The 19660-nt window shown below is 64.9% G+C and carries 23 protein-coding genes; 12 read left to right on the forward strand and 11 right to left on the reverse strand.

Annotated features, from left to right (window positions below):
• The first annotated feature begins 52 nt into the window (after positions 1-52).
• The 10 genes from gap to ILP92_RS10130 all read left to right on the forward strand — a co-directional run bounded on the left by gap (position 53) and on the right by ILP92_RS10130 (position 7860).
• Complete coding sequence (gene gap / locus ILP92_RS10085; RefSeq protein ID WP_198916251.1) at positions 53-1051, forward strand: type I glyceraldehyde-3-phosphate dehydrogenase; 999 nt, start codon at positions 53-55, stop codon at positions 1049-1051.
• Positions 1052-1228: 177 nt separating this feature from the next.
• The gene (locus ILP92_RS10090; protein ID WP_198916252.1) at positions 1229-1660 is read left to right on the forward strand and encodes a hypothetical protein; all 432 of its coding nucleotides are present in this window, start codon (positions 1229-1231) and stop codon (positions 1658-1660) included.
• A 157-nt stretch (positions 1661-1817) separates the two neighbouring features.
• The gene (locus tag ILP92_RS10095; RefSeq protein ID WP_198916253.1) at positions 1818-1979 is read left to right on the forward strand and encodes a hypothetical protein; all 162 of its coding nucleotides are present in this window, start codon (positions 1818-1820) and stop codon (positions 1977-1979) included.
• A 139-nt stretch (positions 1980-2118) separates the two neighbouring features.
• Positions 2119-3426, forward strand: a complete 1308-nt coding sequence (purB, locus tag ILP92_RS10100; RefSeq protein WP_198916254.1) for an adenylosuccinate lyase — start codon at positions 2119-2121, stop codon at positions 3424-3426.
• Positions 3427-3515: 89 nt separating this feature from the next.
• Positions 3516-3671: a carbohydrate-binding module family 14 protein gene (locus ILP92_RS10105; protein WP_235971303.1), complete on the forward strand. Its 156-nt coding sequence runs from the start codon at positions 3516-3518 to the stop codon at positions 3669-3671.
• A 5-nt stretch (positions 3672-3676) separates the two neighbouring features.
• On the forward strand, positions 3677-4210 hold the full coding sequence (locus ILP92_RS10110) for a tetratricopeptide repeat protein (RefSeq protein ID WP_198916255.1): 534 nt from the start codon (positions 3677-3679) through the stop codon (positions 4208-4210).
• 73 nt (positions 4211-4283) lie between these two features.
• Positions 4284-5366: a flagellar motor switch protein FliG gene (locus ILP92_RS10115; RefSeq protein ID WP_198916256.1), complete on the forward strand. Its 1083-nt coding sequence runs from the start codon at positions 4284-4286 to the stop codon at positions 5364-5366.
• Between the two features lie 75 nt (positions 5367-5441).
• The gene (locus ILP92_RS10120) at positions 5442-5738 is read left to right on the forward strand and encodes an SH3-like domain-containing protein (protein WP_198916257.1); all 297 of its coding nucleotides are present in this window, start codon (positions 5442-5444) and stop codon (positions 5736-5738) included.
• Between the two features lie 762 nt (positions 5739-6500).
• A complete protein-coding gene (locus ILP92_RS10125) occupies positions 6501-6812 on the forward strand; it encodes a hypothetical protein (RefSeq protein WP_198916258.1) in 312 nt (103 codons plus the stop codon).
• Positions 6813-6948: 136 nt separating this feature from the next.
• The gene (locus tag ILP92_RS10130) at positions 6949-7860 is read left to right on the forward strand and encodes a lysophospholipid acyltransferase family protein (protein ID WP_198916259.1); all 912 of its coding nucleotides are present in this window, start codon (positions 6949-6951) and stop codon (positions 7858-7860) included.
• Here the strand turns inward: ILP92_RS10130 and ILP92_RS10135 are convergent.
• Complete coding sequence (locus ILP92_RS10135; RefSeq protein WP_198916260.1) at positions 7857-8549, reverse strand: DUF1223 domain-containing protein; 693 nt, start codon at positions 8547-8549, stop codon at positions 7857-7859. The genes ILP92_RS10130 and ILP92_RS10135 overlap by 4 nt on opposite strands.
• A gap of 218 nt (positions 8550-8767) precedes the next feature.
• Between ILP92_RS10135 and acnA the strand changes: the two genes are divergently transcribed.
• Positions 8768-11569: an aconitate hydratase AcnA gene (gene acnA, locus ILP92_RS10140; protein ID WP_198916261.1), complete on the forward strand. Its 2802-nt coding sequence runs from the start codon at positions 8768-8770 to the stop codon at positions 11567-11569.
• A 269-nt stretch (positions 11570-11838) separates the two neighbouring features.
• Here acnA and ILP92_RS10145 read toward each other — a convergent pair whose 3' ends face one another.
• The 10 genes from ILP92_RS10145 to yajC are packed head-to-tail and all read right to left on the reverse strand — an operon-like array spanning position 11839 to position 18710.
• Positions 11839-12378: a DsbE family thiol:disulfide interchange protein gene (locus tag ILP92_RS10145; protein ID WP_198916262.1), complete on the reverse strand. Its 540-nt coding sequence runs from the start codon at positions 12376-12378 to the stop codon at positions 11839-11841.
• Entirely contained in the window at positions 12371-12520 is a 150-nt protein-coding gene (gene ccmD / locus ILP92_RS10150) for a heme exporter protein CcmD (RefSeq protein ID WP_214650010.1), read from the reverse strand. Before ccmD ends, ILP92_RS10145 begins: the two co-directional genes overlap by 8 nt.
• On the reverse strand, positions 12520-13248 hold the full coding sequence (locus ILP92_RS10155; RefSeq protein ID WP_198916264.1) for a heme ABC transporter permease: 729 nt from the start codon (positions 13246-13248) through the stop codon (positions 12520-12522). The genes ccmD and ILP92_RS10155 overlap by 1 nt, the downstream gene beginning before the upstream one ends.
• 60 nt (positions 13249-13308) lie before the next feature.
• On the reverse strand, positions 13309-13965 hold the full coding sequence (gene ccmB / locus ILP92_RS10160; protein ID WP_198916265.1) for a heme exporter protein CcmB: 657 nt from the start codon (positions 13963-13965) through the stop codon (positions 13309-13311).
• Complete coding sequence (ccmA, locus tag ILP92_RS10165) at positions 13962-14579, reverse strand: heme ABC exporter ATP-binding protein CcmA (protein WP_198916294.1); 618 nt, start codon at positions 14577-14579, stop codon at positions 13962-13964. Before ccmA ends, ccmB begins: the two co-directional genes overlap by 4 nt.
• 5 nt (positions 14580-14584) lie before the next feature.
• Positions 14585-14941, reverse strand: coding sequence for an Mth938-like domain-containing protein (locus ILP92_RS10170; RefSeq protein ID WP_198916266.1), 357 nt, complete (start codon positions 14939-14941; stop codon positions 14585-14587).
• A gap of 8 nt (positions 14942-14949) precedes the next feature.
• On the reverse strand, positions 14950-15693 hold the full coding sequence (locus tag ILP92_RS10175) for a TSUP family transporter (RefSeq protein WP_198916267.1): 744 nt from the start codon (positions 15691-15693) through the stop codon (positions 14950-14952).
• Positions 15694-15733: 40 nt separating this feature from the next.
• Positions 15734-16702 carry a protein translocase subunit SecF gene (gene secF / locus ILP92_RS10180; protein WP_198916268.1) on the reverse strand — a complete coding sequence of 323 codons (969 nt, stop codon included), beginning with the start codon at positions 16700-16702 and terminating at the stop codon, positions 15734-15736.
• 1 nt (position 16703) lies between these two features.
• Positions 16704-18365, reverse strand: a complete 1662-nt coding sequence (gene secD, locus ILP92_RS10185) for a protein translocase subunit SecD (RefSeq protein WP_198916269.1) — start codon at positions 18363-18365, stop codon at positions 16704-16706.
• 24 nt (positions 18366-18389) lie between these two features.
• Positions 18390-18710: a preprotein translocase subunit YajC gene (gene yajC / locus ILP92_RS10190; protein ID WP_198916270.1), complete on the reverse strand. Its 321-nt coding sequence runs from the start codon at positions 18708-18710 to the stop codon at positions 18390-18392.
• Between the two features lie 131 nt (positions 18711-18841).
• On the opposite strand from yajC, the gene ILP92_RS10195 reads away from it, so the two are divergent.
• The coding region (locus tag ILP92_RS10195) for a hypothetical protein (RefSeq protein ID WP_214650011.1) at positions 18842-19660 on the forward strand (819 nt) is incomplete at its 3' end.

The raw sequence follows: 19660 nt of genomic DNA on the forward strand, positions 1-19660 counted from the left end.
ACATAACGGACCCGATCACCGGGTCGCGAACTCAGACGGGAGATTTCATCGAATGACAGTCAAGGTTGGCATCAACGGCTTCGGCCGCATCGGACGCAACGTGCTGCGCGCCATCGTCGAGTCGGGCCGCACCGATATCAAGGTCACGCATATCAACGACCTGGGGCCCGTAGAGACCAACGCCCACCTGTTGCGCTACGACAGCGTGCATGGGCGCTTCCCGGCCGAGGTGACGACCGGCGACGACTGGATCGACGTGGGCCGCGGCCACATCAAGGTCACGTCCGAGCGCGACCCCAAGGCGCTGCCGTGGGACGGCGTCGATATCGCGCTGGAATGCACCGGCATCTTCACGTCGCTGGAAAAGGCCTCGCTGCACCTGGAAAACGGCTCGGACCGCGTGCTGGTCTCGGCGCCCTGCGGATCGGCCCACAAGACCATCGTTTACGGTGTGAACCACGACACGCTGACCTCGGACGACACCGTGATCTCCAACGCGTCGTGCACCACCAACTGCCTGTCGCCCGTCGCCAAGGTCCTGAACGACACCATCGGCATCAAGCGCGGCTTCATGACCACGATCCACAGCTATACCGGCGACCAGCCGACGCTGGATACGATGCACAAGGACCTTTACCGCGCGCGCGCCGCGGCGCTGAACATGATTCCCACCTCGACCGGGGCCGCCAAGGCCGTGGGCCTGGTGCTGCCCGAACTCGACGGCAAGCTCGACGGTGTGGCGATCCGCGTGCCCACGCCCAACGTGTCGGTTGTCGACCTGACCTTCGAGGCCGATCGCGACACCAGCGTGCAGGAAATCAACGATGCCATCCGCGCCGCGGCCGACGGTCCCATGAAGGGCATTCTGGGATACACGGACGAAAAACTGGTCAGCTCGGACTTCAATCACGATCCGCATTCGTCGATCTTCCACATGGATCAGACCAAGGTTATGGAAGGCACGATGTGCCGCATCCTGACCTGGTACGACAACGAATGGGGCTTCTCGAACCGGATGGCCGACACCGCGGTCGCCATGGGCAAGCTTTAATCCGATCCCTGCGCGCCCCGGCATATCGCCGGGGCCGCGAATTCGTGCGGGACGGACCGCGCGAAGGCAATTTCGAGTGTCAAGGTGCGGCACACCGCGCGCTTCTTCACAGTCCTGCTGACAATTCGGCTAAACTCGTCTAGGTTACAACGCAGTATAGCCCTCAGGCGACCCGCCATGCCCTGCATGTATCAAATCCATCCGCGCGAAAATTTGATCGTAAAGAAATACAGGGGCGCCATCACCGTGCGTGAAGTCCTGGAATTTTTCGACGCCATCGAATCCGATCCGCATTTTAGGGACGGGATTTACGAGTTGGATTGCCTGAAAGATCTCACCGAGCTGAAAATCACCGTGCGCGACCAGCTGAAGCTGCTCGACATGATCCGCCTTATCAGCACCCGTAAATCCGGCCCAAGCCGCAAGGCGATGGTCGCGCCATCCGGGATTGGCCGGGCGACCGCCAACCGGATCGTCGAAGAGGTCATGCGGGTTCGGGGCGCGAGCATCGCGGCATTCAACGACCTACCGGCCGCGCTCGACTTCCTAGGACGACGCGACCTTGAAAAGTCCGGCATGTTCGACTGGTTGATCGCCACCGTTCATTGAGATTGTGGCGGCCCGGCCGATCCCGCGCGACCCGTGCGAAGGCATGCAATCGGCGCATGGCGGGGTTGATCCTCGCCCGGTTGTTGGGCGCTAACATCGGGGTCATATCGGGGGTGTAGGCAGCAAGGCCTGCGCACCGAAAGGAACGGAGTTTCCAATGACCATGATCGAACGACTCAAAGACATCATCTCCAAGCGCGCGCAATACAACCGCACGGCGGGCGAACTACGCCATCTGCCGCTCGAGACCCAGATCGACCTCGACCTGAATGGCCGCGATACCGATGCGATCGCCCGCCGGGCGGTTTACGACGCATGACCGACCTTTCTTCTTGCCGCCATTGAAAGGCGCGGGCCCCCAAGCTCGCGCCTTTTTCGCGTCGGCAGCATCGCCTTGCCGCAGTCCCGTTCAGGCCGTATGACCCGCCCGAAACCGCTTTCCTGCGAAAGGCCATCCCATGATCTCCCGCTATTCCCGCCCCGAAATGGTCCAGATCTGGGAGCCCGCCACGAAGTTTCGCATCTGGTACGAAATCGAAGCCCATTCCTGCGACGCCATGGCCGATCTGGGCGTGATCCCGCGCGAGAATGCCGAAGCCGTCTGGAAGGCCAAGGATGTCGAATTCGACGTGGCCCGCATCGACGAGATCGAGGCCGTGACCAAGCACGACGTCATCGCCTTCCTGACCCACCTGGCCGAGCATGTCGGCAGCGATGATGCGCGCTTCGTGCACCAGGGGATGACCAGTTCCGACGTGCTGGACACCTGCCTGAACGTGCAACTGGTGCGCGCCGCCGACATTCTGATCGCAGATGTGGACGCCCTGCTGGCGGCGCTGAAACGCCGCGCGTTCGAGCACAAGATGACCGTCCGCGTGGGCCGCAGCCACGGCATCCACGCCGAGCCCACGACCATGGGCCTGACCTTCGCCCGCTTCTACGCCGAGATGGACCGCAACCTGCGCCGCCTGAAGACCGCGCGCGAAGAAATTGCCACCGGCGCGATCAGCGGCGCGGTGGGCACCTTCGCCAATGTCGATCCGCGCGTGGAAGAGCATGTCTGCGCCAAGCTGGGCCTGACCCCCGAGCCGATCAGCACTCAAGTGATCCCCCGCGACCGCCACGCCGCCTTCTTCGCGGCGCTCGGCGTCGTGGCCTCCAGCATCGAGAACATCGCCACCGAGATTCGCCATATGCAGCGCACCGAAGTGCTGGAAGGCGCCGAGTTCTTCTCGATGGGCCAGAAGGGGTCTTCGGCCATGCCGCACAAGAAGAACCCGGTCCTGACCGAGAACCTGACGGGCCTGGGGCGTCTGGTCCGCATGTCCGTGATCCCGGCCATGGAAAACGTGGCGCTCTGGCACGAGCGCGACATCTCGCATTCCTCGGTGGAACGCGGCATCGCGCCCGACGCCACCGTGACGCTGGATTTCGCGCTGCACCGGCTGACGGGCGTGATCGACAAGATGCTGATCTTTCCCGAAAACATGCTGGACAACATGAACAAGTTCCCCGGCCTCGTCATGTCCCAGCGGGTGCTGCTGGCGCTGACCCAGGCCGGTGTCAGCCGCGAAGACGCCTATGCCATGGTGCAGCGCAACGCGCTGAAGGTCTGGGAAGAACGCACCGATTTCCGTGAGGAATTGCTGGCCGATGAAGACGTGGTGGCGGCACTCGGGGTCGAGGGGATCAACGAGAAATTCGATCTGGGCTATCACACCAAGCACGTGGACACGATCTTCGCGCGGGTTTTTGGCGAAGCATAGCCTGCTCCGATCTGTCGCAATCGCGGCGCGTGACAGGTTCGCAGGGCGTGCTATCGTCTGCACGTCGCAACCCGATGGAGTAGCCCCCCATGTCGCTGAAGATCGCCCTGTCCGCCTTCGTGCTGGCCCTGACCCCCGGTCTGGCGCTGGCCCAGTGCAGCTACGGCAAGCAGGCCTCGATGTCCTGCGCCGATGGCACCGTTTACGACGAAAAAGCGCAAGGCTGCGTGCCGGTCTCCAGCTAAGACCCGTGCGTCACCTCCTGGCTGCCAGCCTTGTGCTGGCCCTTCCCGTGGCGGGCTACGCCGCGGGAATCTCATCCGCGCCCCCCGCAACGACCAAAACCACGACCGAGTGCAAGGGCGCTCAGGTCTTTGACGAAAAGACCAAGACTTGCGTGGATGCGCGCGACAGCCGTCTTGACGATGACGCGCGCTTCGACGCTGCGCGCGAGCTTGCCTATCGTGATCGGCCCCGCGACGCGCTGGCCGTCCTGTCCACCATGTCCGAGCAGGACAGCGACCGCGTCCTGACCTATCTCGGTTTCGCGACCCGGAAATCCGGCGACATGGAAGCGGCGATGGCGTTCTATGATCGCGCGCTCAAGCAGAACCCCGACAACCTGATGGCCCGATCCTATCGCGGCCAGGCATATATCCTGCAGGGCGAGGCGACGCTGGCCAGCGCCGAGCTGTCGCAGATCCGCCAGCGCGGCGGGCGCGGAACCTGGCCGGAATACGCCCTGCGCGCCGCGATCGAGACCGGACGCTTCAGCGGCTACTGATCCGCCCGCCATTCGCAAAGGATTAACCGCCTTGGCCTAATCAGGTGTCATACCCGGAATCACGGAGACCTTGATGGCTGGCCAAGTTGCGCTGCGGACCAATACCCAACCCGTGCCCGCCCGGCCCCTGCCCGGCGCACCCACGGCGAAAAGCCTGTCGCGCCGCCAGAAGGCGGCAATCGTGGTGCGCCTTCTGCTGGCCGAAGGCGCGCAACTGCCCCTGTCGGACCTACCCGAGATGCTGCAGGCCGAACTGACCACGCAAATGACCCAGATGCGCTTCGTCGACCGCGCGACCCTGCGCGACGTGATCGAGGAATTCGCGACCGAGCTGGACAGTATCGGCCTGAGCTTCCCGGGCGGGCTGGAAGACACGCTCGCGATACTGGAAGGGGCGATCAATCCCGACCTGGCCGCGCGGCTGCGCAAGCAATCGGGCGCGATCTGGGCCGATGATCCCTGGGACACCATCGTCGAATTCAAGCTCGAACAGCTGATGCCCTTGCTGGAACGCGAAAGCCCGGAAGTGGGTGCGGTGATCCTGTCCAAGCTGAAGGTGGGCAAGGCGGCCGAATTGCTGTCGAAACTGCCCGGCAAGACCGCGCGCCGCCTGACCTTGGCCGTGTCCGAGACGGCCGACGTCGCGCCCGAAATGGTGCACCGCATCGGCGTGGCACTGGCCGCCGAGCTTAAAGCCGAACCGCCCCGCGCCTTCCCCGCCGCCGCCGTGGAACGGCTGGGCGCGATCCTGAACGTTTCGCCCTCGGTCACGCGCGAAGACGTGTTGGAAGGGCTGGACGAAGAGGACGCCGATCTGGGCCAGCGCGTGCGCAAGGCGATCTTCACCTTCGAAGACATCCCCGCCCGCATCGGCGTCAAGGACGTGCCCAACATCACCAAGGCCGTGGACCAGGACAACCTGGTCATCGCCATCGCCGGCGCCGACGACCGCACGCGCGACGCGGTGGACTACCTGCTGAAAAACATGTCGCAGCGCCTGGCCGACACCTTGCGCGAAGAAGCCGCCGAACTGGGACAGGTGCCCGCCGCCAAGGCCGAGAAGGCGCAGACCGCCGTCGTCTCGGCCATCCGCGACGCGGTGGACGCAGGTGAGATCCGCATGCTCGACCCCGACGAAGGTGGCGACGAGGGTTGACGGACATCTGGTCGGACGCTGCCGCTTGCGCGAGGCCTGACGCATGGACAGCTTCACCGGAAACGCTGGAGTGACATGGGTCGCGAGGCCGCCGATACCACACCCGGCAAAAAGAACGATTTCCAGGTTTGTGATAAGCGTACCGACTCGGCTAAGGACCTCATGAACGCAAACGGCCACCTCAACGTGGGCAGCTTGCGTCGCTTGCTCGAAGCCCTGGGCGAAGATAGTTTTGAGTCGATTGCCCTTCTCGAACGTTGGATCGCGTCGGTGAACCATGATCTGATCGAGTTGGGCAATTTTACCCCTAAAGAACTCGACGCTAATATGGAAAACTACTCCCGCAGCGCGGCCCTATCTGAGGCGATGTAAACCTTCCTTAGGCTCGGTGACGAAGTCCGCGTCCAGGCACCAATGCCTTCGATGACGTCCGAACTCCCACCGATCTGCATGGCCGCACCGGATCGGTAGAACGCACGTTGGGCTCTTGATCAAACCCCAAACAATCGGCCTACACTACGCGCGCTAGCGGCTCTATCGCGAGCGCTTCACCATGGCCGAGCCTTTGGATGACGTCTCCGAAAAGGCGCTCGTCGCAGAAATCCATGACTCCCGGACTGAAGCCCGACTACTCCCCAACAGATGCTTAGATCCCTTTTTCCACTATTAAGAACTGGATCAATAATTATTCACAACCTTCTGTTAATTAGTGAAAATACCCACCCCGAAATCGCTGATCGAATGCGGTTCATGGTGGCATCCCAGATAACAGCCATGGACGCCCGTCGCCGCGCAATCGGTGCGGAGATCGGCCCTGAGACTGGACGGACCTAGCCGTTCGCGACGCACTGCTGGTCGATGTCGGCATCGCAACCAAAGCCTTCGGCTTCGACATCAGCCCGCTGCGACTGATCGCAGCCGAAAACACCGAGATCGTTCATCATGAACCCTAATCATGTGCACGCCGCTTCTTCCTTTCCGCCCGACCCGCTGGATCGGCGGCATGACTTAGGCACGCCGCCTGTCAATCGTAGCCGTACGGTGCCTGGGTGCCTGCCCCAGCGTGCTGGTCGAATAAGGCCTGTCCCTGCCCGACACCATGACTGTCAACGTCCACGACAGCACGGCCAACATGTGTTCTTCCTCGATGTCCGCACCCCCCTGTACCGAGGAGGTGACTCCGCAGAACTGGTCGTGCTAATGATCTGCGACAGCACGTATTATTTCGACATCTCTTCTTTGCAACGCGATTTGCGGGACGGTGGTATCGAGCGTACCGATTCACTCCATCGGTCCGCACCCAATGCCAAGACCGCGTTCCGGATGCCGTTTTTCGGCGGTATCACTGCGGGCAAGCAGTCTTTGCCAATCTATCCGGTGCAGTTGGCCGAGGCGGTCCAGAACGCGTCCTTTGACTATACCGGCCGGACCTTCGCAACCTTCTAGGGACAACTTTTTCTTTCCGAGACCCCCGATGACCGAACCGTCGCGGGCATGGTTGTGATCGCATCTGCCGGGCTTTATGTCTGCTGTTGCGGGCTGCAGGCGCAGCGCGCCCGTTCGCAGATGAAGGCAGAGCCCGTTGGCGTCCAATCCTGAAGCTCGACCGTTCGACAAGGTCCAGGACGCGGCCATCCGTGCGCTTCTGGGGCTGGTTCTGGCGCTTCCCTATCGCACCCGCGTGCGCCTGATGGGCTGGACCTGCGCACATATCCTGGGACCCATTGCGGGCTGGCGCAAGCGCGTGCGCGCCAACCTGGCGCTGGCCTGTCCGGATCTGCCGGATGCCGAAGTCGAGCGTCTGGCCCGCGCGGTCCCGAACAACGTGGGGCGAACCCTGATCGAGATCTATTCGGGTGCCGAGTTCAAGGATCATGTCCTTGGCACGCCGCTTTCGGGGCCCGGCCTCGCCCCGTTCCGCGAAGCCCGTGCCCAGGGCCGACCCGTCGTGCTGATCACCGGCCACCTGGGCAATTTCGACAGCCTGCGCGCCGCGCTGACGGCGGAAGGCCACGTGATCGCGGGCCTCTATCGGCGGATGCGCAATACGGCGTTTAACGAGCATTACGTCGCCGCCCTCAGCGCCATCGGCGAGCCGCTGTTCGCGTCGGACCGCGCGGGTGTCGCGGGCTTCGTGCGGCACCTAGCCAAGGGCGGCATCGTCGGCATCCTGACGGATGTGTATTCGTCGAAGGGCGCGGATGTGACATTCTTCGGCCAGCCCGCTCCCACCGCCACGTCGGCTTGCGAATGGGCCGTGAAATACGATGCGCTCGTGGTGCCGTGCTACGGATTGCGCAAGCCCGACGGTCTGACCTTCGACATTCGCCTGCAAGAACCGATCCCGCTGGGCGATCCCGTCGCCATGACGCAGACGATCAACGACGGGCTCGAAGCGCTGGTGCGCGATCACATGGAGCAGTGGTTCTGGATTCACCGCCGCTGGAAGCCCTGGCGCAAGCGCCGCGGCAAGAAAGCGCGGTCGGCGGCCTAGTCGATCCGCGCGGCGGCCACGATCGCCCCGAAATCGGGCCGCTGAAGGAGGACCGCACCGGGCCCGTCCGCCTGCGTCTCGATCTCAAGGGGCGCGGTGCCGTCCCATTGCCCCAGCACCTGCCAGTCGGTCACGATGTTCGAATAGGTCAGGCTGCGCCCCGCGTTTTCGCCGCGCTGGATCGCCACCGTCTCACGGGGCGTGTACTGGACGAGGTTGACCGTCAGGGCCCCATCGATCCCGGGCGCGGCATCCGCGCTGATCTGCAAGGTCGGACCCTGACGCTTGACGCTGAGCGGCACGAGGTCCGGGCGGCGCTTGTGCTTCTGGATCAGGTCCATCACCTGCATCGGCTCGTAGCCGACCACGTGATCGACGCCGCCGATCACCATCTGCGGCGTATAGATCGTGCGCTGTCCCGCCGCGCGGGCGTAATTCTTCTGGCGACGGGTATGGGCCGGGTCGGCGAAGATGTCCTTCCAGCCGATGTAGTCCCAGTAGTCCACGTGCAGCGCCAGCGCCAACACGTCGGCATGACCCGCAAGCTTGCCGACCAGTTCATCGGCGGGCGGGCAGCTGGAACAACCTTGCGAGGTATAGAGTTCGACCACCACGGGCTGGTCGCCTGCCTGCGCCCCGGGCGGCAGAACTGCGACCATGGCCCCGAAAATCGCCGCCCTGTAACCCATGTGCTGCTCCGTCATCTTTGCCCGGTCACTGCTATCCCGACCGTGTGGTCCCTGCCAATCAAGGTTTTGCGAGTCCCGCGAAATAAATAGAACTGCATACTGTTGCATACAATACTGAATTGACACCTAGGTGGCACCCGCCTACTTGTATCAGCAAGAGGTGCGACCGCCCCCGCCGAGGACGCGCACAGCCCCAGCATTTCAACAAGGAGAGCCCCATGCCCATCGAGGTTGGACAAGATACCAATAAGACCCGAAAGACGCTTCAGGCCACGGGCAGTTCCTATGCCTATTACTCGATCCAGGCCGCGTCCGACGCCGGGCTGGGTGATTTCTCGAATCTGCCGGTGTCGATGAAGGTGCTGCTGGAGAACCTGCTGCGGTTCGAAGACGGCAACACCGTCACCACCGACGACATCAAGGCATTCGCGGATTGGGCGGCCAATGGCGGCAAGACCAACCGCGAAATCGCCTATCGCCCGGCCCGCGTGCTGATGCAGGACTTCACCGGCGTTCCGGCCGTCGTGGACCTGGCAGCCATGCGCGACGGCATCGTAGAGCTTGGCGGCGACGCGCAGAAGATCAACCCGCTGAACCCTGTCGACCTGGTCATCGACCACTCGGTCATGATCGACGAATTCGGCAACCCCCGCGCCTTCCAGCAGAATGTGGACCGCGAATACGAGCGCAACATCGAACGCTACCAGTTCCTGAAATGGGGCCAGAAGGCGTTTGAAAACTTCCGCGTCGTGCCGCCGGGCACCGGCATCTGCCACCAGGTGAACCTGGAATACCTGGCCAAGACCGTCTGGTCCGACAAGGATCAACATGGCGACATGGTCGCCTACCCGGACACGCTGGTGGGCACCGACAGCCACACCACCATGGTCAACGGCGCGGCCGTGCTGGGCTGGGGCGTCGGCGGGATCGAAGCCGAAGCCGCCATGCTGGGCCAGCCCGTATCGATGCTGATCCCCGAGGTCGTGGGCTTCAAGCTGAGCGGCGCCATGCCCGAGGGCACCACCGCCACCGACCTGGTGCTGCGCGTCTGCGAGATGCTGCGCGAAAAGGGCGTGGTGCAGAAATTCGTCGAATTCTACGGCGACGGACTGGACAACGTGCCGCTGGCCGACCGCGCCACGATCGGCAACATGAGCCCCGAATTCGGCGGCACCTGCGCCTTCTTCCCCATCGACGACGAAACCCTGCGCTACCTGACCCAGACCGGCCGCGACAAAGACACCATAGCGCTGGTCGAAGCCTACGCCAAGGAGCAGGGCCTGTGGCGCAAGCCGGGCGCCGAGCCGATCTTCACCGACACGCTCGAGCTGGATATGTCGACGGTGAAGCCCGCCATCTCGGGCCCCAAGCATCCGCAGCAGCATATCGACCTGGACGACGCCGCGGCGAAGTTCCACGCCTATATCGACGGCCAGCGCAACAATCAGAAAACGACCGAGCGCGAGGCGACGCGCTGGGAAGCCGAGGGCGGCCCCCCCGCCCCCAAGAAGATCCCCGGCGACAAGGGCAAGCACAAGCAGACCCAGGTCACCATGACGGATATCGACGGCGAGGAAAAAACCTTCGCCCTGCATGACGGGTCCATCGTCATCGCGTCGATCACGTCCTGCACCAACACGTCGAACCCTTACGTGATGATCGGCGCGGGGCTTGTGGCCCGCAAGGCGCGCGAGCTCGGTCTCGACCGGCAGCCCTGGGTGAAGACCTCGCTGGCGCCGGGATCGCAGGTCGTGTCCTCCTATCTCGAGCAGACCGGCCTGCAGGACGACCTGGATGCCATCGGCTTCAACCTGGTGGGCTATGGCTGCACCACCTGTATCGGCAATTCGGGTCCCATCCCCGAGGAGCTGAGCAAGGCCATCGCCGAGAACGACCTGATCGCGTGTTCTGTCCTGTCGGGCAACCGCAACTTCGAAGGCCGCATCAGCCCCGACGTGCGCGCCAACTACCTGGCGTCGCCGCCGCTGGTGGTGGCCTATGCGCTGGTCGGCGACATGAACGTGGACATCACGCGCGAGCCGCTCGGCCAGGACAAGAACGGCAACGACGTGTTCCTTAAGGATCTGTGGCCGTCGCAGCACGAGATCGCGGAATTGGTGGAAAAAACCGTCACCCGCGAGATGTTCCAGGAGAAGTATGCCGACGTGTTCGACGGCGACGAGAAGTGGAAAGAGGTCGAGACCACCGACAGCCAGACCTACAACTGGCCGCCCACCTCCACCTACGTTCAGAACCCGCCCTATTTCCAAGGCATGGGGACCGAGCCGGGCGAGATCACCAACATCCACGGCGCACGGATGCTGGCGTTGCTGGGCGACATGGTCACCACCGACCACATCAGCCCCGCGGGCTCGTTCAAGGAAAGCTCGCCGGCCGGCCAATACCTGACCGAGCGCCAGGTCGCCCCGCGCGAGTTCAACTCGTACGGGTCGCGCCGCGGCAATCACGAGGTGATGATGCGCGGCACTTTCGCCAACATCCGCATCCGCAATGAGATGCTGGACGGAGTCGAAGGTGGCTATACTAAGGGCCCCGACGGCGAGCAGATGTCGATGTTCGACGCCGCGATGAAGTACCAGGAACAGGGCACGCCCTTGGTCGTGGTCGCGGGCGAGCAATACGGCGCGGGCTCAAGCCGAGACTGGGCCGCCAAGGGCACCGCGCTGCTGGGCGTCAAGGCCGTGATCGCGTCCAGCTACGAGCGGATCCACCGCTCGAACCTGGTGGGCTTCGGCGTGTTGCCGTTCGAATTCACCGGCGACGACTCGCCCAAAAGCCTGGGCCTGAAGGGCGACGAGACGTTCGATATTTCGGGCATCGAAGGCGACTGGAAGCCCGGAGGCGAGGCGCAGTGCAAGATCACCTACGCCGACGGTACCGAGAAGGAGATCACCTTGAAGTCGCGGATCGATACGGCGATCGAGGTCGATTACGTGAAGAACGGCGGCGTGCTGCACTACGTGCTGAGGCGTCTCGCGGATACGGCAAAGGCCGCCTGACCACCAACCAGCAACAATCGCGCGAAGGCCGGGGCATTGTCCCCGGCCTTCGTCGTCTCAAGGCCCCAATTGCGGCGATTCAAAGGAAACAAAGTGTTTTCTGGGCGAATCGCAGCAATTCGTTAAGGATTGCCCGTGATTGCTGGGGGGCAATGAACATGTACTCGTCCATCCGCGCCACCACGCGCAAATTCGCCTTTCCGTTGCCGATGCTCGAAACCGGCATCTGCGTCGTTGCGTTCGTGTCGCTGATCTTCGGCTAGATCGGGCTACTCGCCGCGCGCCGCCTCGATGGCGGGCCGGATCTGGCCGTCCAGCGTGCGCTGGGTGATCGGTCCTGCAAGCCGTTCCAGCACGCGGCCCTGCCCGTCGATCACGTAGGTCTCGGGCACGCCATAGACGCCCCAATCCCGTGCCGTGCCGCCGCTGTCGTCCGCGCCCACGGCGATATAGGGATTGCCCAGCTCCTCCAGGAAGCTCAGGGCATTCTCGGGCCGATCCTTGTAGTTGATCCCGTAGATCGGGATTCCTTCGGCGGCCAGCGCCTCGAGGTTCGGATGTTCCACACGGCACGGCCCGCACCAGCTGGCCCAGAAATTCACCAGCTTCACGCCCTCGGCCTGAAGCGCGTCATTCGTGAAGCCCGGCAGGTCGCCCAGCGGCACCAGCGCCAGCGCGGGGGCCGGTTTGCCGATGAAGGTCGATGGCAACGCATCCGGATCCTCGCGCTGCATGCCCACAAAGAACAGCACGGCGAGGCCCAGGAACGCGGCAGGCGGGATCAGGGCGAGAACGGGGATCCTAGGCATCCTTGCGCCCCTCGGCCGCCCGCAAGGCCCGCTTGACCCGCGCGCCCTGCCAGAGAGTCAGCGCCACGATGCCCAGCAGCAGAACTGCCGAAACCGCGTAGGCCGCTCCGACCTCGGCCGCGTATTTGCCCAGATCCGGCATCACGCCATCCTTTCGCGCAGTTGCAGCGCGTGCAGACGCCGCGCCCGGATTTCCGTTCGCGTCCGCGCCAACACCAGCGCCACGAACAGCAGCACGAAACCCGCGATGCAGACCAACAGCGGATAGTAGAACACGTCCGCCACGTTTTCTTCCTTGTCCAGGCTCAGCGACGCCCCCTGGTGCAGACCCTGGTTCCAGAAATTCACCGCATAGCGCGACAGGATCGCGAAGACCGACCCCACGAGGCAGAGCACCGATGTCAGGTCCGCGGCGGTGTCGGGGTCTTCGATCGCGGACCACAGCGCCATGTAGCCAATGTAGAACAGGAACAGGATCAGAAACGACGTCAGCCGCGGATCCCACGCCCAATACGTCCCCCACATGGGCGAGCCCCAGACCGCGCCGGTGACCAGCGCGATCAGCGTCATCGTGACGCCGACTGGCGCCGCGGCCTTTGCGGCCAAGGCGCTGACGTGATGGCGGCGGACCAGCCAGATCAGCGACGCGACCAGCATCATCAGCCACGCGTTGATCGCCATCAGCGCCGACGGCACATGCAGATAGATGATCTTGACCGTCGCACCCTGCCGGTAATCGTCGGGCGTGAAGAAGAAGCCCCAGGCCAGCCCGCCCAGCAGGCAGGCCCCGGCCAGCAGCGAAAGGATCGGCACCGCCCGGGCGGTCGTAGCCATGAACTTGGCGGGGTTGGCATAGGTCCAGATCGACATGGCTTTCCTTTATCGCCCGCCCGCGCGCGTCTCAAGCGGCGCTGACACAGACGTGACGCCTTAGCGCAGGTTGACCCGCAGCGCCGCGGCAGTTGCGAAGGGCAGCAGGGCCACGCATCCCGCCGTCACCGCCCCCAGAAGCGACAGCGGCGCGCCCAGATCCAGCCCCTCCGCCCCCCGCCGGGCGACGTCCGCTCCGAAGATCAGCGTCGGCACGTAGAGCGGCAGGACCAGCAGGCTCAGAAGCAGGCCGCCCCGCTTCAGTCCGACCGTCAGGCCCGCGCCGAACGTTCCGATCAGCGACAATGCCGGCGTGCCCACCAGAAGCGACACGCACAGCCAGGGATGGCCCGGCCAAGGCAGCCCCAGCAGCACCGCCAGGAACGGCGCGGCCAGGCTGAGCGGCAGCCCGGTGGTCAACCAATGCGCCGCCGCCTTGGCCAGTGCCACGCCCTCGAGCGGGACCGGCGCCGTGGCCAGCAGGTCCAGCGCGCCGTCCTCGCGGTCCAGGGCGAACACCCGGTCAAGGGACAACAGGCACGCCAGCAGCGCGCCGATCCACAGCACGCCCGGCGCGATAGGCGACAGGCGCGCGGTTTCGGGGCCGATCGCGAAGGGCACCAGCACCACGACAATCAGGAAAAAGGCCAAGCTCAGGCCGAAGCCGCCGCCCGCGCGCACCGCGAGCCTCAGGTCCCGCGCCAGGATGCGGATCATTCCACCGCCTCGCCCGCGAACACGTCGCCCTGCACCGTGCCGGGACGTACGCGAAACGCCTCGAGCTCGAGCACTTGCGCCTCGATGCCCAGATCCACGTGACTGGCCAGCACCGCGATGCCGCCGCCGCCCAGGTGGGCCCGCACCGCGTCGGCGAAGCGCAAGACACTGTCGCGGTCCAGCGACACGGTGGGCTCGTCCAGCAGCCAGATCGGCCGCCCGGTCAGCAGCATCCGCGCCAAACCCAGCCTGCGCCGCTGCCCTGCCGACAGGTGCTGTGCGGCCCGGTCGCGCAGAGCGCTCAGTTGAAACGCCTCCAGCGCCGCGGCGATGTCGCCCGCGCCGTGCATCTTCGCCCAGAACGCCAGGTTCTCGGCCACCGTCAGCGTGCCCTTCATCCCGTCCGCATGCGCGCCATAGGCGATCCGGTCGCCCCCCGGCGTCACCTCGCCGACCAGCGGTGGCTGCAGGCCAGCGAGCGTGCGCAGCAGCGTCGTCTTGCCGATCCCGTTGCGCCCCGTCAGCACCAGCGCCGAACCCGGGGCCACGTCGAAGGACAGGCCCGCCAGCAGCGGCACGCCGCCCCGCGCCACCGCCAGATCGCGCGCGGCCAGGCCGCTCACAGGACCGGCAACAGGGCCACGCCGATGCGGCGGCCTTCGCTCAGAAGCACGTTGTAGGTCCGGCACGCCGGCGGCGAGGCCATGACCTCGACCCCGACGCCCGCCGCTTCCAGCGCGGTGCGCAGAGACGCGGGCGCGTGGGCGATCTCGGCGCCCATGCCCATCAGCAGCACGTCGATCTCGCCCGCCGCGGCCAGCAAGGTCGCCGTGTCCCCCAGCCCGCCCCAGGCGCGCACGCCATCGGGCAGCACGGCGATCGCACCCTCGTGCACCTGGCCACCCACGCGGAAGAAACCGGGGCCATAGCCGTCGATCGGCCGCTCGCCTTCGAACGGCATGTCCTGAAGTTCCATTACATTCCTCAATCCCAGATCGGCAGACCCGTCAGGGCCGATGCCGCGATGATGCCATAGGACACAAGCCGATACGCCCGCGCCCGTTCCGGCCGAAACATAGCGGCCCCCGCCACGTTCGCCAGCAGGTAAGGCGCGCAGAGCGCCAGCCCCGGAACCAGCGGCGCGGCTCCAAGCCGCCCCCACAGGCCCAGCAGCACCAGCGCCGCAATGTCCACGATCACCAGAAACAATAGCAGGTTTGCCCGGATCGCGGCCACCGGCTTATCGGATGCCATGTAGAGCAGGATCACCGGCGGGCCCGCGATGCCCGCAGCCCCGCCGAAGAGGCCCCCGATACCGCCCGTGCCCAGCATCAGGCGCGGCCCCATCGCACCGCGATAGCGAAAGCCCGCCACCAGGAGCACCAACAGGACCAGCGCGGTGATCGACACGATATAGCGGAACACCTCGCCCGGCAGCAGCACCAGCAGACCCAGCCCCAGCGGCAATCCGGCGACGAGCCCCAGCGCCAGCCGCCCCAGATCGCGCCGCTCGGCCACCCGCCACGCGGCAGGCACATTCGGTAGCGGCCCCAGCAGATCCATCGCCAGCAGCGTGACCAGAGCGGGCACCGGCGGCATCACCTGACCGGCCACGGGCAGGAACACCATCGCCGTGCCGAACCCCGAAAAACCGCGCACGACGCCTGCGGCGATTGCGGCAGCAACGAGCCACCCCAGACCGGGCTGGTGCGCGATGGCGCTCAGCATGGAGGCACTTGGGCGTCAGGGCCGCGCGGGCCCCGCACGCTCAAGGATCGATATTGGCGAACTGGTTGCCTTCGGTCTTGTCCGGCTTGGACCAGTCGCGCTTCACCCCCAGAAACAGCACGATGTTCTTGGCGACGAACACCGATGAATAGGTGCCGACGATGATGCCCCAAGTGATGGCGAAGACGAAGCCGCGGATCACGTCGCCACCCAGCACCAGCAGCGCGATCAGCGCCAGCAGCGTCGTCCCCGAGGTCATGATCGTACGGCTCAGCGTTTCGTTGACGCTCAGGTTCATCACGTCCTTCAAGGGGCGCTGTTTCCACTTGATCAGGTTCTCGCGCAGCCGGTCGAAGATCACCACCGTGTCGTTGATCGAATAGCCGATGATCGTCAGGATCGCCGCGATGGTGGCCAGGTCGAAGCGGATCTGCAGCACCGAGAACAGCCCGATGGTCAGGATCACGTCGTGAAACAGCGCGGCCACCGCGCCCACCGAGAACTGCCATTCGAAGCGCAGCCAGATATAGATCAGGATCGCGCCCAACGACACGGCGACGGCCAGGAACGCGGTCTTGATCAGCTCGCCCGACACCTTGGGCCCCACCGATTCCACCGACGGGAAAGTGATCGACGGGTCGACCTGCTGCAAAGCGGCCTCGACGGCCGCGATAGTATCGGCGGCCACGCTTTCCTGGCCATCCTGCGCTTGGATCCGGACCATGGCCACGTTCTGGTCGTCCTCGAAGCCGGGATCGAAGACCTCGCTGATCGACACATCGCCCAGCTCCAGCGGCGCGATGGCCTGGCGATAGGCGCTCACGTCCACTGCTCGGACCGATTGCGTGCGGATCGTGGTGCCGCCCTGGAAGTCGATACCGAAATTCAGGCCCATCACCAACCAGACCACGATGGACAGCACCATCGCCACGCAGGACGCGCCGAAGGTCACCTTGGCGTGGCGGAAGAAGTCGAAATTCGTCTCGTCGGGAACCAGGCGCAGGCGCATGTCAGACCTCGATGGTTTTGGGGCGGCGGCGGTCGAACCAGGTGACGACCAGCAACCGCGTGACGAAGATCGCCGTGAAGACCGAGGTCAGGATCCCCAGGCCCAGCGTCACCGCGAAGCCGCGCACCGGACCCGAGCCCAGCATGAACAGGATCGTGGCCACGATGAAGGTGGTGATGTTGGCGTCCACGATGGCGCTGAGCGCCTTCTCGTAGCCCAGGCTTATCGCGCGGGACGGCCCCTTGGCGGTCTTCAGTTCTTCACGGATGCGCTCGAAGACCAGCACGTTGGCGTCGACCGCCATGCCGATGGTCAGCACGATCCCGGCGATGCCCGGCAGCGTCAGCGTGGCGCCGATCAGCGACAGAAGACCGAACAGCAGCCCCACGTTGATCAGCAGCGCGATGTTGGCGAAGATCCCGAACAGCCCGTAGCTGAGCGCCATGAAGACCAGCACCGCCCCGAAGGCCACGAGGCACGCGATGCGGCCCGCGTCGATGCTGTCTTGGCCCAGCTCGGGGCCGATTGTGCGTTCTTCCAGGAACGTCAGCTCGGCCGGAAGCGCGCCCGCGCGCAGCAGCACGGCCAGCTGGGTCGATTCCTCGACCGTGAAATTGCCGGTGATGATGCCGCTGCCGCCGGGGATGTGGCTTTGGATCACCGGCGCGCTGATCACTTCCTCGTCCAGCACGATGGCGAAGGGCGAGCCGATATTCTCGGCGGTGTAGTCGCCGAAGGCCCGCGCGCCGGTGGGATTGAAGCGGAAGGTCACGGCGGGGCGGCCGTTCTGGTCGAAGCTGGGCTGGGCGTCCACCAGATCCTCGCCCGACACCACGGGAGAGCGTTCCAGCGTGTAGAACACGCCCGGCTCGTCCAGCAGCGGATAGACCACCTGCCGCGACGAGACCGCGGCGTCGGGATCGCCCGAGCGGCTGATCACCGGGTTGAAGGTCAGCTGCGCCGTGGTGCCGATCAGCGCCTTCAGTTCCTCGGCGGACCCGATGCCGGGCACCTGGATCAGGATGCGGTCGCTGCCCTGCCGCTGGATCGTGGGCTCGCGCGTGCCCACCTCGTCGACGCGGCGGCGGATGATCTCAAGGCTCTGGCGGATCGTGCGGTCGTCGGTGGCCGCGCGCTCTTCTTCGGACAATTGCACGGTCAGCAGATCGCCCTCCCCCGACACGTCCAGGTCCTGCGCGCCGACACCGGTCAGCGTGGCTACGGGCCGCGCCAGTCCGCGCGCGATTTCCAGCGCGCGCTGCATCCCCGAAGGGTCGTTCAGCCGCACCACCAGCGCGTCGCCGCCTTCATCCACCCGGCGGATCGTGCCCACCTCGTCGCGGGCGTCCCGCAGGGCGTCACGCAGTTCGGGCCAGATGCCGTCCATGCGGCCCTCGTACACGTCCTCGACCTGCACCTCGGCCAGCAGATGCGCACCGCCCCGCAGGTCCAGCCCCAGGTTCACCAGCCCCGAGGGCAGGAAATCGGGCCACTGGCCCGCCTGCGCCTCGCGCGCCTCGGTCGAACCCATCGTCTCGATCTCGGCGCGGGCATCGTTGGCCTGCTCGACGCGGCTGTAGAACGCGTTGGGCAGCGCCAGGATCAGTCCCAGCGCCACCAAGGCCCAGATGAAGACGCGCTTCCAAGTGGGGATTTGCAGCATGTCGAACGCCTTTCGGGCGAGAGGTCAGGCGTCGGCGGGCTCGGTCTTGGACCGCACCTGCGCGATCGTGGACTTGATGACGCGCACTTTCACGCCCTCGGCCAGCTCGACCGTCGCTTCGCCCTCGTCCACCTTCACGACCTTGCCGAGCAGCCCGCCCGCGGTCACGACCTGGTCACCCCGTCGCAGCGCCTCGACCATCTTCTGGTGCTCTTTCACCTTCTTTTGCTGCGGACGGATCAGCAGGAAATACATGATGGCGAAGATCAGGATCAGCGGCACGAAGCTGGCGAACGCGCCCCCGGCGCCCCCGGCGGCCTGCGCATAGGCGGGAGTGGCAAACATGGTCGATATCCTTGGTCTGGTGCAGGGCGCGCGCGCCCCCAATCAAATCGCGTCGTGCTTATCCGCGCCCGCGTGGCTTGTCCAGTTGCCCTCGGCGGGTCAAAGTGGCCGCAGTGTGACAAGTAGGGTGAGTGCGCGAAATGATATACCTAATCTGGGCGATCGTTGCATTGACGTGCGCTGCGCTGGCAATGCTTCCGCGCGACCGCGCGCTTCGGATCCTGACCGGGAAAGAGGCGCTCAACCACAATTGGCAACTCGGCGCTGTGAAGTGGATGGCGCTGATCTTCAGCCCGATCTGGCTGATCCTTGTTCTGTTCATCCTTTACGCGCTGCTGCGAACCGGCAACTCGATCAGCGACCAAGACGCCGACGATCTGCGCTGGTCCGTTCTGGCTCTTGTCGGCCTTCTGACAGCACTCGGTGGCCTTCTCGGCATCCCTCTTGCCCTCATCCGGGTCTGGACGACCGAACGCCAGACCGTCACAGCCGAACAGGGCCACATCACCGACCGCATCAACGCCGCGGTGAAGAACCTCGGCGAGGATAAAAATGTCTCGCGGTTTGGTCGATATGTAGGCTGGTACGAGGGTGAAAAGTCCAAGGAGAATTTTCGGTGGGAATTTGAGTGGAGCGATGATCCGCAAATCGAGAATGATACGCGGGAACTCGATTGGGAAGTAACTGAAAATTGGGAAGTATTGAGCAAGACACAACCCAATCTAGAAGTCCGCATTGGTGCCATTTACGCACTCGCCCGCATCGCCGAGGACAGCCACCGCGACCACGTGCAAATCATGAAGATCCTCTGCGCCTACATCCGCCAGAATGCCCCCGCGCCGACCGACGAGGACAACCCCCACCACGTCTTCTGGGGGCTGGTAAGCCCTTCCGACCGGACTGAGCCAATTGACCTTCTCCCCGGTATCCGGGCCATTGCGAACTGGACT

It is taken from the genome of Palleronia pontilimi (assembly GCF_016412875.1).
GTDB classification, from domain to species: Bacteria; Pseudomonadota; Alphaproteobacteria; order Rhodobacterales; family Rhodobacteraceae; genus Palleronia; species Palleronia pontilimi.

Bases quoted from the DNA above. Each gene is read 5' to 3' on its own strand.
- gap (WP_198916251.1), top strand. From the start codon at position 53: ATGACAGTCAAGGTTGGCATCAACGGCTTCGGCCGCATCGGACGCAAC.
- ILP92_RS10090 (WP_198916252.1), top strand. From the start codon at position 1,229: ATGCCCTGCATGTATCAAATCCATCCGCGCGAAAATTTGATCGTAAAG.
- ILP92_RS10095 (WP_198916253.1), top strand. From the start codon at position 1,818: ATGACCATGATCGAACGACTCAAAGACATCATCTCCAAGCGCGCGCAA.
- purB (WP_198916254.1), top strand. From the start codon at position 2,119: ATGATCTCCCGCTATTCCCGCCCCGAAATGGTCCAGATCTGGGAGCCC.
- ILP92_RS10105 (WP_235971303.1), top strand. From the start codon at position 3,516: ATGTCGCTGAAGATCGCCCTGTCCGCCTTCGTGCTGGCCCTGACCCCC.
- ILP92_RS10115 (WP_198916256.1), top strand. From the start codon at position 4,284: ATGGCTGGCCAAGTTGCGCTGCGGACCAATACCCAACCCGTGCCCGCC.
- ILP92_RS10120 (WP_198916257.1), top strand. From the start codon at position 5,442: ATGGGTCGCGAGGCCGCCGATACCACACCCGGCAAAAAGAACGATTTC.
- ILP92_RS10135 (WP_198916260.1), bottom strand. From the start codon at position 8,549: ATGGGTTACAGGGCGGCGATTTTCGGGGCCATGGTCGCAGTTCTGCCG.
- acnA (WP_198916261.1), top strand. From the start codon at position 8,768: ATGCCCATCGAGGTTGGACAAGATACCAATAAGACCCGAAAGACGCTT.
- ILP92_RS10145 (WP_198916262.1), bottom strand. From the start codon at position 12,378: ATGCCTAGGATCCCCGTTCTCGCCCTGATCCCGCCTGCCGCGTTCCTG.
- ccmD (WP_214650010.1), bottom strand. From the start codon at position 12,520: ATGCCGGATCTGGGCAAATACGCGGCCGAGGTCGGAGCGGCCTACGCG.
- ILP92_RS10155 (WP_198916264.1), bottom strand. From the start codon at position 13,248: ATGTCGATCTGGACCTATGCCAACCCCGCCAAGTTCATGGCTACGACC.
- ccmB (WP_198916265.1), bottom strand. From the start codon at position 13,965: ATGATCCGCATCCTGGCGCGGGACCTGAGGCTCGCGGTGCGCGCGGGC.
- ILP92_RS10170 (WP_198916266.1), bottom strand. From the start codon at position 14,941: ATGGAACTTCAGGACATGCCGTTCGAAGGCGAGCGGCCGATCGACGGC.
- ILP92_RS10175 (WP_198916267.1), bottom strand. From the start codon at position 15,693: ATGCTGAGCGCCATCGCGCACCAGCCCGGTCTGGGGTGGCTCGTTGCT.
- secF (WP_198916268.1), bottom strand. From the start codon at position 16,702: ATGCGCCTGCGCCTGGTTCCCGACGAGACGAATTTCGACTTCTTCCGC.
- secD (WP_198916269.1), bottom strand. From the start codon at position 18,365: ATGCTGCAAATCCCCACTTGGAAGCGCGTCTTCATCTGGGCCTTGGTG.
- yajC (WP_198916270.1), bottom strand. From the start codon at position 18,710: ATGTTTGCCACTCCCGCCTATGCGCAGGCCGCCGGGGGCGCCGGGGGC.